This window comes from Roseovarius arcticus, assembly GCF_006125015.1.
Taxonomy (GTDB): Bacteria; Pseudomonadota; Alphaproteobacteria; order Rhodobacterales; family Rhodobacteraceae; genus Roseovarius; species Roseovarius arcticus.
This window is the reverse complement of sequence record NZ_SZZN01000001.1, coordinates 269,813-281,306: the sequence shown is the minus strand read 5'-3', so window position 1 is coordinate 281,306 and position 11,494 is coordinate 269,813. Positions and strand designations below refer to the sequence as shown.

10 protein-coding genes are annotated in these 11,494 nt (G+C 59.6%); 5 read left to right on the top strand and 5 right to left on the bottom strand.

From position 1 onward, the window contains the following. Positions 1–2: 2 nt before the first annotated feature. The 4 genes from MK6180000_RS01330 to MK6180000_RS01315 form a co-directional block, all read right to left on the bottom strand. On the bottom strand, positions 3–713 hold the full coding sequence (locus MK6180000_RS01330; protein WP_138933087.1) for a COQ9 family protein: 711 nt from the start codon (positions 711–713) through the stop codon (positions 3–5). Positions 714–1,135: 422 nt separating this feature from the next. Beyond that, on the bottom strand, positions 1,136–2,215 hold the full coding sequence (gene dctP, locus MK6180000_RS01325; RefSeq protein WP_138933086.1) for a TRAP transporter substrate-binding protein DctP: 1,080 nt from the start codon (positions 2,213–2,215) through the stop codon (positions 1,136–1,138). 25 nt (positions 2,216–2,240) lie between these two features. Further along, the gene (locus tag MK6180000_RS01320) at positions 2,241–3,566 is read right to left on the bottom strand and encodes a TRAP transporter large permease (protein WP_171054492.1); all 1,326 of its coding nucleotides are present in this window, start codon (positions 3,564–3,566) and stop codon (positions 2,241–2,243) included. Then, positions 3,563–4,075 carry a TRAP transporter small permease subunit gene (locus MK6180000_RS01315; protein WP_138933085.1) on the bottom strand — a complete coding sequence of 171 codons (513 nt, stop codon included), beginning with the start codon at positions 4,073–4,075 and terminating at the stop codon, positions 3,563–3,565. Before MK6180000_RS01315 ends, MK6180000_RS01320 begins: the two co-directional genes overlap by 4 nt. A gap of 315 nt (positions 4,076–4,390) precedes the next feature. Between MK6180000_RS01315 and MK6180000_RS01310 the strand changes: the two genes are divergently transcribed. Further along, a complete protein-coding gene (locus MK6180000_RS01310) occupies positions 4,391–5,053 on the top strand; it encodes a hypothetical protein (RefSeq protein WP_138933084.1) in 663 nt (220 codons plus the stop codon). On the opposite strand, the gene MK6180000_RS01305 is transcribed toward MK6180000_RS01310, so the two are convergent. Continuing rightward, positions 5,050–6,084 carry a succinylglutamate desuccinylase/aspartoacylase family protein gene (locus tag MK6180000_RS01305; RefSeq protein ID WP_138933083.1) on the bottom strand — a complete coding sequence of 345 codons (1,035 nt, stop codon included), beginning with the start codon at positions 6,082–6,084 and terminating at the stop codon, positions 5,050–5,052. The genes MK6180000_RS01310 and MK6180000_RS01305 overlap by 4 nt on opposite strands. Positions 6,085–6,333: 249 nt before the next feature. On the opposite strand from MK6180000_RS01305, the gene MK6180000_RS01300 reads away from it, so the two are divergent. The 4 genes from MK6180000_RS01300 (at position 6,334) to MK6180000_RS01285 (ending at position 11,457) form a co-directional block, all read left to right on the top strand. Next, positions 6,334–6,771, top strand: a complete 438-nt coding sequence (locus tag MK6180000_RS01300) for a universal stress protein (protein ID WP_138933082.1) — start codon at positions 6,334–6,336, stop codon at positions 6,769–6,771. A 14-nt stretch (positions 6,772–6,785) separates the two neighbouring features. Next, positions 6,786–8,336, top strand: coding sequence for an alanine/glycine:cation symporter family protein (locus tag MK6180000_RS01295; RefSeq protein WP_138933081.1), 1,551 nt, complete (start codon positions 6,786–6,788; stop codon positions 8,334–8,336). 127 nt (positions 8,337–8,463) lie between these two features. Continuing rightward, entirely contained in the window at positions 8,464–9,762 is a 1,299-nt protein-coding gene (locus MK6180000_RS01290) for an ABC transporter substrate-binding protein (protein WP_138933080.1), read from the top strand. A 402-nt stretch (positions 9,763–10,164) separates the two neighbouring features. Continuing rightward, complete coding sequence (locus tag MK6180000_RS01285) at positions 10,165–11,457, top strand: ABC transporter substrate-binding protein (protein WP_138933079.1); 1,293 nt, start codon at positions 10,165–10,167, stop codon at positions 11,455–11,457. Positions 11,458–11,494: the final 37 nt, after the last annotated feature.

The window sequence follows — 11,494 nt, the reverse complement described above, 5'->3', positions numbered from 1 at the left end:
CTTTAGTCTGTTTTCGTCTTGGCTGGATTGGCACGGTCTGGGCTGGTCCAGCGGCCTGGCATATCGGCGCTGCGCTGAGGGGCACGGATATGGCTGAGTATCTTCATCGGCCCGGCCAAGAGCGCGCTGGCCAGCTTGTTATCCTTGGCCTTCGCCTTCAGCTTTTCGATTTGCATGACGTCGTCAATTCGCCGGTCCAGAAATTCCCACGTTGCGGTATTGCCCGGACTGTGGTCACCCAGCCAATACAGCACGGTAGAGCCATAGACGCCCGAGAGCGTCGCCCGCTTGGTGTACCAATTTACATCATCCGAGGTGTCGCCAAGCGCGGTCCAGATATGACCTGCCGTACCCCAGATTGCGCGCGCCCCGTCGGCGGCATGCTGAGGCAGCGCAAAGAGTGTCGTGCCACGGCGCACCATCTCGCGGTCGCCAGCCTCCAGCCGGTAGCGGACGGCGGCTTTGATGCGGTCGGTAAAGCGCATCTCGCTCAGGTCAGCCTCCTCCAACCGGGCCAGCATCGCAGCATCGCCCGCATCGTGATAGGCCAGCGCCAGATCGACCGCCCCGCGCGGCAGGGCGGCGCGGGCGACGGCTGGGTCGATCCCTGCATCCTTAGCCGAGGCGACAAAGGCCGTATGACTCCACCCGTCAAAGGGCACATGGTCGGCGGCGGCGTCCAGCATCTTGGCTATGATTTCGGCGTTTTGCATGACGTCCTCCTGATGGGTTCACATTACGCTTGTAGGGCTGGTTTTGCTATAGGGGACGCTTCTTGGAATCTTGCGACTTCGACTAAGAAGTTGGTGACACGCCATGCAAGTTAATGTTCGGGGCGACAATGTCGATCAGGGCGTAAGAGAAGAAACTGCATCGCGAAGAACTAATAAAACTATTGCTAATGCCTGACTTGCCTCAAAATGATGAAGTATCATCGTGATGAGAGCGCGCGTCCGGTACTTCCAAACATGACATCCAAGGCGCAACCGTCCTGAGCGTTGTCTGCTGACCTCTTCTCAGAAATCTTTTCTTATATTTCCTCTTGAAGCGGTCCGACCCAATTGATCGGTAAGCAAATGTAAAAGGCCCCCGCTCATCGCAGGGGCCATCCATCTCTTGCGCTAATCGCTAGATCTTACATGCAGTCTTTGATCGTCTGCACGTCCGGACCGTTTGGTGTCCGGCCCAGATTGAACGGTGCTGATGCGTCACGCCACTGGGCGTAGTCGTTCAGGTAGTCCAGCATCGACACATAGACTTTGGCCGAGTTGGGGTTCTCGCAGGCGACCTCGATGATGACCTCGTTCGCCATCTCCTGCACTTTTGCCAGCGTCTCGTCGTCGTAGCGGTTGATCTCGACCGCCTCGTCGAACTTGGCGTAGGCTTCGGTTGCGCGCTTCTCGGTGAAGGCCAGTGACCACATCATCGTGGCGTCCGCCGCGATTTGCAGCTTCTCGCGGGTATCATCGCTGAGGGCGTCCCACGATGCCTTATTGATCATCACGCCGAATACCGACGCCGACTGGTGCCAGCCGGGTGTCGCCCAGTATTTGGTGACCTGCTGAAAGCCGCCCGACCAGTCCACGTTGGGGGTCGAGAATTCGGCGCCGTCGATCACGCCGCGTTCCAGCGACTGATAGATTTCGCCGCCGGCCATGGAGACTTGGCTACCGCCCAGACGCTCCAGCAGTTTGCCCTGCTCAAGGCCCGACAGACGCAGACGCTTGCCCTGAAGGTCGGCAAGGTTGCGGATCGGCTCGTTCGAGCGGAAGCCGGATTCGTTGTTGGTCACGCCATAGGGCAGATAGACCATCCCGTAGTTGCCGTAGATCTCGTTATAGAGGTCCGCACCGCCCCATTGCTGGATCCAGTTGACGTAGTCGACCGCGTTGAACAGCGACGGTGTGGTTGCCAGCGCCGAGAATGCCGCATCACGGCCCGCCCAATAGCCCGGCCAATCGGCGCCGGCCTGAACTGTGCCGCTCTCGACCGCGCCGAAAACTTCGCCCGCAGGCACCAGCGATCCGCCTTCGAAGAACTCAATGTTCAGCTCGCCTGTCGTCAGCTTGTTCGCCAAATCGACGAAATGCTTATCCGTCTCGATCAGCTCCAGCGAGGATGGCCATGTGGTGGTCATGGTCCAGCTTTCCTGTGCCATTGCCTGCCCCGCGATTGCGGCACTGGCAGCAGCGGCCAGAATTGTCAGTTTAGTCATGCTTACTCTCCCTTTTTTGGTAGCATTATTGCGCGTAAAGCACGCTCGGCAGCCATTCCACCAGTGGCGGAAAGGCAGCGACGAGGATGCACATCAGCACGATCAGGCCAATGAATGGCATGACCCCGCGAATGATATGGCCGGTGCGCACCTCTTTGGGTGCGATGGCGCGTAAGTAGAATAGCGCGTACCCAAATGGCGGCGTCAAGAATGATGTTTGCAGGACCACCGCCATCAGGACGACGAACCAGAGCAGGCTGACATCCGGCATTTCCTGCACGATAGGCAGGAAGATGGGGAAGGACAGCAGCACGATCCCCGTCCAGTCTAGGAACGCACCAAGGATAAAGACGATGGCCAGCATCATGGCGATCAGCGCCCAAGGCTCCATATCCAGCGCGCGAATGATTTCCTGCGTGGCGCGCAGGCCCCCGGTGATGTTGAAAACGCCGGTAAAGGCGGTCGCGCCTACGACGATAAAGAGGATCATGGCCGACGTACGTCCGGTCTCTAACATCGCGCCGTAGAAGGTACGCCAGTGAAAGCGTCCGCGCGATATGACGATCATCAATGCAAGGCCCGCGCCGATCGCCGATGCCTCGGTCGCCGTCGCAATACCAGCCAGCAGCGAGCCAAGGATGCCAAAGATCAGGACCAGCGGCGGCAGCGCCTCAACAACAAGCATGCGGATCAATGCGGGACGCGAGATCTTCTCATCCGGTTCGACCGAAGGGGCCAAATCGGGACGCACAACAGAAATGATATAGACATAGGCTGCATAGCTAAGGCCAAGCAGAATACCCGGAATCATCGAGCCGGCAAAGAGATCGCCGACCGTCAGAGGCGAATAGCTGGCCATCAGGATCAGCATGATCGACGGCGGGATCAGGATACCAAGGCAGCCGGATGCGGCGATCACGCCGGTTGTCAGCGTAGGGGCATATCCGTATTGCAGCATGGGTCGCAGGGCCATGACACCCATCACCGTGATGGACGCGCCGATGATGCCTGTCGTCGCTGCCAGCAGGATCGAGATGAACACAACAGCCAGCGCAAGGCCGCCGCGTACATTGCTGAGCAATAGGCGCAGCGCCTCGAACATGCGGTCGGTTACGCCAGAATCCGATAAGAACCGCGCCATTAAGACGAATAGCGGAATCGCGATCAGCGTGTAGTTATCCAGAACGTCGCCGAAAATACGGTTAATAACGATGCCCAAAACCATTGTTTTGCCCGCGATCACAGCGGTCAGCACGGCGGTTCCGCCCAACACCAGCGCCAAAGGGTGGCCCATGAAAAGGCCCAGCAGCAGCAGGCTGAACATTAAGACAGCAATTAGTTCGGGGTTCATTGCAGCACCTCGTCGGATGTCGTTTCAACGTCGAGGATGATTTTGAGCACCTCCGCGATGCCTTGGATCAGCAGCAGCGCTGCAGCGACGCACATCGCCATTTTCAGCGGATAGACCGGCATTTGGATCGCGCCATAAGTCGTCTCGCCCTGATTCCAGGACTTCAGCGCGAAATCCCACGACCGGGTCATAAAAACGTAGGTGAACGGGAAAAAGAAGATGGCATAGCCCAGCAAATCGACGATGCGCTGCCAGCCGCGGCTGAAGCGCTCGGTCAGGATATCGACCCGCACATGCGCCTTGTGACGCAGGGCATAGCCGCCAAGCATCACGAAATAGAACCCAAAGAGCTGCTTGGACACGTCGAAGGCCCAGCGTGTAGGGTCGTTGAACGCATAACGCATGACAACGTCGTAAATAATAATCGCGGCGAAAATTACCGCGACAACTGAGACGATGCGCCCCACTACCTCGTTCAACGCGTCTATAACGCGAATTACACTCAGCATCTTAGATCCATTCGATATCTCCTCCTGAGGGCTGCACCGCCCTCGCTTCGCACCTGACCGACCTAAAGTGGCGGTGCGTGTACGCGGTAGGGGGCGCACAGACATGCCCATTCCCGGCACGCCTCGACCATTTGCGCCCACCCTCACGGTTTCGTGACACGATTGCAAGTAGTGGTAGAGCGCTAGGCAGGGGGTAACGTAACGGCAGCGTGAGTGTCGCCGTTAGATCTTGATGCAGCGGCGCCGCTCGCTTATTTGCGTGGTTAGCGGCTGATACGCACTTCAAAGCCCACGTCGCCGCAGGAGACACGCCACATGACACTTCTACGCAAATGCGATGCGGCCCTGATGGCTACGATCGCGGCCACATTGATCGCGACGGTCGTGATCGCACTGGCCTCGCCCGAGTATTTCTCGCTTGTCTTCGCGGCCGAGGACAGGCTGGTCGAGAACGGCACCGCGTTTTTCCTGCTGGTCGCCAGTATCGTTTTGGCCACCCATGCAGTTTCGCTGGCGCGGCAGGGTCGCACCGGCGCGGCGGCGCTGACAGCGCTTTATGCGTTGATGTTCTTTATGGCGGCGGGCGAGGAAATATCGTGGGGCCAGCGCATATTTGGCTGGGAATCCAGCGAGTTCTTTCAGCAAAACAACAAGCAGGATGAGACGAACTTGCACAATCTGATGGTCGGAGACGTGCATTTGACCAAATCGCTGTTTGGCCCCGTGCTGACGATCTGTATCCTGCTCTATCTGGTTGGTCTGCCGCTGATTTATCCGCGGGGCGGCCGCATCGCGGCGCTGGCCGATACCATGGCCGTGCCGGTGCCGTGGCTGAAACATGCCGCCATCGCGCTGGGGGCAAGCATCCTGATCGCCGTGCTGGTCGTGGACCGCAAGTGGGAGGTTTATGAGCTGATCTTTAGCCTGCTGATGGTGTCGATATTTATCCTGCCGCAGAACCCGGACAAAACGCGCTAGAGGATCTCGTCCTCGTCAAAGAGTGGTGCCGCATCCATCTGGGCCGTGACGCCATCAGCGGCGAACTCTCCGCGTAGCGTACTGGCGACGTGAAACAGCGCCTCGCCCTCATAGACCACTGGCATGTTCGTGCGTCCAATGACGATGCCGGCCTCGTCGCAGATCACCTCGGACTCGGCCTCGCCGAATGGGTCGGCGACGGCGCCTAGCACAGTGCCCGCCTCAACCGCGTCGCCAGTTGCACGATACGCGCGAAACAGCCCGCCTGCAGGCGCGCGAAACCAGCGCGACGCGTTGCACATTACCGTGGCAGTGCGCTCCCTTGGCACCCCCTTTTGCGCAACCATGCTTAGCGATTGCATCACCCGCAGGATGCCAGCCATGCCCGACCGTGCCGCCAATTCGTCAAAGCGCAGCCCTTCGCCGCCTTCATATAGCAGCACGTCAACGCCTGCCTGCTCGGCGGCCATGCGCAGAGATCCCTCGCGCAGCTTCGAGTTTAGCATCACGGGCGCGCCAAACGCGCGGCCCAGCGTCGCCAACCGCTCGTTTCCCGGCGTCAGGCGGATTTGCGGTAGGTTGCTGCGGTGGATGGCGGCGGAATGCAGGTCGATTCCGATATCGGCCCGCTGGACAACCTCGCGCATGAAAATATCGGCAAGCCGAGATGCCATTGAGCCTGTTGGCCCGCCCGGAAAGCAGCGGTTCAGATCGCGGCGGTCAGGCAAATATCGCGCATTGTTCAAAAAACCGAAGGTGTTGACGATCGGCACCGCCAACAGCGTACCGGCCATCGACTTCAGCGGGCCGGCACGCAAGAGACGGCGCACGATCTCGACGCCGATCACCTCGTCGCCGTGAATGGCGGCCGATACGAACATCACCGGGCCCGGCTTACGTCCATGCACGACATGCACCGACAGGTTGACTGGCGTGTGATCCGACAGCGTGCTGACCGGGATATCCACGGTGCGCCGTGTGCCTGGTGCGATTTCGTGTCCTGCGATGATGAAGGGCAGATTATGCGGCATGTACGCGCCTTTTGCTAAGTATCGGGTAGGGCGATAGGCGGTTTCACCCCGCCTGTCCATCGGCGCACTAATTGGCCGCTGGATACAGCGTGCTTCGAGTGCATCACAATTTATGGTGGATTTGTACAAGTTTCTGTTACATTTTTTAGTATCCGCCGCTTTCGCCTCAGAATGGTGCGCCAATGGACGCGCCGCACGGTCAGGCAACAATGATAGCGAGCGGACACAAAAACCGGAGGAAACGGGACAATGACAACGAAACTGGTAGTGGGCCTAGACGGCCACGCCTCGGGCGAGAGGGCGTTGGCACATGCAAGCCGCCTCGCCGAATTGATCGGAGATTGCGAGCTAGTGGTGACCTATATTGTGGAATGGTCGCCCTTCTCCTTTCAGACAGCAGAGGAAAACGAGCAGCGCCACAAGCGCCGCGAAGAGGAGACCACGACCGCGCTGGAGCGGGTGGTGAACCCAGCCGTCGCCAAACTAAAGGCTGAAGGCCTCAAGGCACGCGGCGTGGTGCGCCATGGCGACGTGTCGGACGCGCTGATTGCCGTCTCGACCAAGGAAGGCGCCGAGCAGATCATCGTCGCACGCGCATCCGAAGGCGGCTTTGCCAAGCGGTTCTTCGGCAGCTCCACCTCCAACCTCGTGATGAGCTCGACCGTGCCCGTCACCGTTGTCAGCTGAAAAGGCATATCCCCATGAATTACGCACAAAAGGCCCTCATCGCCGCGGCGGCCATAGCGGCCCCGGCCTCAGCCATGGCGCAAGAGGCCGGATCGTTGGACCAGAAGGTCAACGCCGCCTTCGCCACAGCCACCGGTCCCTTCGTCAACCTGATCTTCGCCCCCTTCCCCGGCACATCGTTCCCTTGGATCGTGATGTGGCTAGTCGTCGGCGCGAGTATCTTTACCCTTTATTTCGGTTTCGTTCAGTTCCGCTTCTTTGGCCACGCGATCAAGCTGGTCAAAGGTGACTATTCCGATCCCAATGACGCGGGCGAGGTCAGCCACTTTCAGGCGCTGACCACCGCACTCTCGGGCACTGTTGGCCTCGGTAATATCGCGGGGGTTGCGGTAGCCGTCGGCATCGGCGGACCTGGCGCGACCTTCTGGATGATCCTAGCGGGCCTTCTGGGCATGGCGTCTAAGTTCACCGAATGTACGCTGGCGGTGAAATATCGTAACGAATACCCAGACGGCACCGTATCCGGCGGCCCGATGTACTACATGAAAAAGGGCTTTGCCGAGCTGGGCCTTCCCGGCGGCGGATTCCTTGCGATCGTGTTCTCGGTCTTTTGCATCCTTGGTGCGCTTGGCGGCGGTAACATGTTCCAAGCCAACCAGGCACATGCACAGATCGCTGGCATTGTTGGCGACTATCCGGGCTGGATTACCGGCGTGGTGTTTGCGGCCGTCGTGTTCGCCGTGATCGTCGGCGGGATCAAATCCATCGCGCAGGTCACCGAAAAGGTCGTGCCGTTCATGGGCATCCTTTATGTCGGTGCGTCACTGGTCATCATCTTGATGAACTACGACCAGATCGGCGCGGCCTTCGGCTCGATCTTTGCCGGTGCGTTTACCGGTCTTGGTGTGGCGGGCGGCCTTGTGGGCGCGCTGATCCAAGGCTTCAAGCGGGCGGCATTCTCGAACGAGGCTGGTGTCGGCTCGGCGGCTATCGCGCACGCGGCGGTCCGCACGAAAGAGCCGATCACAGAAGGCTTCGTATCGCTGCTGGAGCCGCTGATTGATACGGTCGTGATCTGCACGATGACCGCGCTGGTTATTACCATCTCAGGGCAGTTGATCGTGAACCCAGAAACCGGCCTCTTTGTCTTGAACGAGGCGGGCACAGCGATTGCCACCGTAGGCGATACATCGGGCGTCGCGCTGACATCTGCGGCGTTCGGGTCGGCCATTAGCTGGTTCCCCTACGTTCTGGCGGTTGCAGTCGTCCTCTTCGCCTTCTCGACCATGATCTCTTGGTCCTACTACGGCCTCAAGGCGTGGACGTACCTCTTTGGCGAGGGCAAGACATCCGAGCTGACGTTCAAGATCATCTTTTGCGTCTTTATCGTTATCGGCGCGGCAGCCAGTCTTGGGCCAGTCATCGACTTCTCGGATGCGGCGATCTTTGCCATGGCCGTGGTCAACATCTTTGCGCTATACTTCCTGATGAAGCTGGTGCGGCGTGAGTTGAACTCGTACGCGGGTCGCCTCAAGTCCGGCGAAATCAAGGCTTACGCCCACTAAAACCTGAGCGTTCCACTGAAAAAGCGAGAGCACCCGCGCCATGGCGCGGGTGTTTTCATTTGAGTATTTACGCCAAGATGAAAGTTCTCACGCGACAGGGCGCCGGAGGCGCAGGTATATCAGGCGTATGACAGAATCCAGTTTTGCCCATCGCCTCGCCGTGCGCAGCGCCCTGCCCCGCCTGAATGCAGGCACGAGGGCCGTCGTCAATATCGGCTTTCTCGGCCCACTCAGCGGCCCGGTAGAGAGCTGGGGATTGCCCGGCCTGAACGGCGCGCGCATCTGGGAGGATTGGCTAAACGACGCGGGCGGCCTGCTGATCGACGGCGCGCGCCATCCGGTGCGCATCCACGCGTTCGACTGCGGGTATGACCCCGAACATTCAATGGAGGGCGCGCGGCTGATGGTGCAGCGCCACGACGTGGCCCTCCTGATGATGCTGGGCGGCGACACGTTCACCCCTGTCCGCGATTTTCTGATGCGGTCCAAAGTTCTAACGTCAACACTGCTGCCATCGGACCTGTCGCCTGACACTCCGTGGCTGATCGCACCCAGCGAGCTGCACCCGATTTATAACGTCACAAGCGTTGATTGGCTGGGCCGCGCACGGCCTGATCTAAAAACGGTGGCCATTTGCAGCCAGACCGACGCACTGGGCCTGCCATCGCTGGCCACCTACCGCGCGGCATTCAAGGCGGCGGGGATCGGGATCACCAAAGAGATACAGTACCCGCCCGATCAGACTGATCCCGCATCTATCGTCGATGCGATGATGGAAAGCGGGCCTGATATCCTCTGCTGGTCGACCAGCTATGCGCCAATGGTGCACGCGATGACGGAATATGCCTACGCCAAGGGGTTTGAGGGCCAAATCATGTCATGCACGCTGGATAACTATCCGGCTCTGGTCGCGCGTACCTCGCCCGAATTCATGGAAGGCACCGTCTTTCAGTTTCCGGATTTCGACGATCCACTGCTGAGCGAAAAGGCGTTCTTCTTTAACCAGCCCGACATGTTTTTTGAGGAATATAACCGCCGCTTTCCCGGCTCATGGAGCGCGGTCAGCTGGGAATATGTCGCCACATTAGAGATTTGGCAGGCGGCGGTCGAAAAGGCGGGCAGCCTCGCGCCCGCGTCCGTTCTGGCTGCGATGAAGCAGTTGGGACAGGTCACGCACGCTTTCGGCCCCGCACAGTGGTGGGGCGAGGAGATGTTTGGCATCTCGAACGCGCTGGTCGGCGATTGGCCAGTGGTCACCGTTCAACGGGGAAAGGCGCGTATCGTCGAATTCGGCTCGATCCCTGCTTGGTTGGGGCAGCACGGCGGGCTATTGCGGCGCGAAATGTCCGATCTGGGCCAGTTATGGCAACAGCGGCTGGCCAATGGCGGCTGGGCATATTCCGGCGAGGCTGCGCGCCCGGTCTGAGGTGGGGGGATTCTGTGGCGAGGCCGGTCAATCGGTGCAAACGCGCCAACCAATGGCGCACCATTTTACAATTCGGTTCAGTAATTGGTCCATGCTCGCAGACCAAGTTGCGCTGGCGGATTGACACTCTAAGGCCCTGATTTAAGGTAATGAAAGGCCATGTAAGACTGACGGCGCGCTAACCTGTGCGCATAATTGGTTCAAAAAACCAGACCGCGATGCAACAAAGTTTCTTGCTTGTGAAACAGACGCCCTGTTACGATTTGACTGAGACCGGACCGATCCTCCCCTTTTCGCTCATAATTTGTGATGCAAACGGGTGTATGTGGGGCCGCAGCGTTTTGCCCGGTCTCCAAGATATACGCCGCACCAGATTTGCGGCACCAACATGGGAGAAACCAGATGATTTCCAAGATTATGGCCGCGGGACTGTCGCGCCGCACCTTTCTGAAAAGCACCGCCATTACTGCCGTTGGCGCAGCTTTGCCCGGCGCCGCACTGGCCGCAGGTGAGCCGATCAAGATCGGCTTTCTCGCGCCGCTGACCGGCGCCGTGGCCGCATGGGGCAAGCCCGGCCTCGACGGCTGCCAGATCTGGGCCGAGCGGGTGAATGCCGCCGGCGGGATCGAGCTGTCTGATGGCAAGCACCCGGTCGAGTTCGTCAGCTACGACAACGAATATGACCCCGCCAAGGCGCGCACCGGCGCGACCAAGCTGATCCGCGAGGACGGCGTGTCGTTCATCATGATGCTGGGCGGAGATACATGGCCGGGCGTGCAGCCTGTTGCCGACAAGACCGGCATGCTGTTTTCCACCCTGCTGCCATCGGATCTGAGCCCGGACAGCACCACACTGATTGCGCCGACCGAAGTGCACCCGATTTATCTGGTCACCGGCGTCGACTATCTGGCCGACACATATCCCGATGCAAAGACGGCTGTGATCTGCGCTCAGGATGACGCGTTGGGCCTGCCCTCGGTCGCCACCTATCTGGCAGCATTCGAGGCGCGCGGCATCGAAGTGCTGGAGGAGCCACTGCTGTTCGACCCTGCCACCACCGATTTCGCGCCGATCGTCACGCGCATGATGTCGAGCAATCCAGATATTATCTGCCTCGACACCTGCTATTCGGACTACGTCCACCCCATTAGCGAGCAGCTGTTCCAGCAAGGCTACGAGGGCAAGCTGATCAGCGCGACCGCCGATTTCTATGACCAGATGATCGCCAAAACGTCCAAGGAATTTATGGAAGGCTTCATCTTCCAATTCCCAGACTTCGACGATCCGGCACTGGCGGGTGACAACATCAACTTCGAGGATGCCAAAGGCTTCTACGACGCATACGCCGAGCGTCACCCCGGCGAATGGGGCGCGGTAAGCTGGGAATATGCGTCGATCATGGATCTGTGGAAGGCCGCCGCCGAAAAGGCAGGGAGCGCCGATCCCGATGCGGTCATCACCGCCATGAAAGAGGGCGGCACCGGCAAGCACGCCTTTGGCGACGCCAAGTGGTGGGGGACCGAGCTGTTCGGCATCGACAACGCGCTGGTCGGTGACTGGCCTGTCGTCGTGATCGAAGATGGCAAAGCCGTCATCAAGGGCTTTAAGTCGATCCCTGACTGGTATGACCAGCACGGCGACCTGTTGATCAAGCACATGCAGGCATACAACCAGATGTACGATCAGCGCGGCTGATCGCCCGTCACCGGCGTCGCGGGGTTTGTAACCTCGC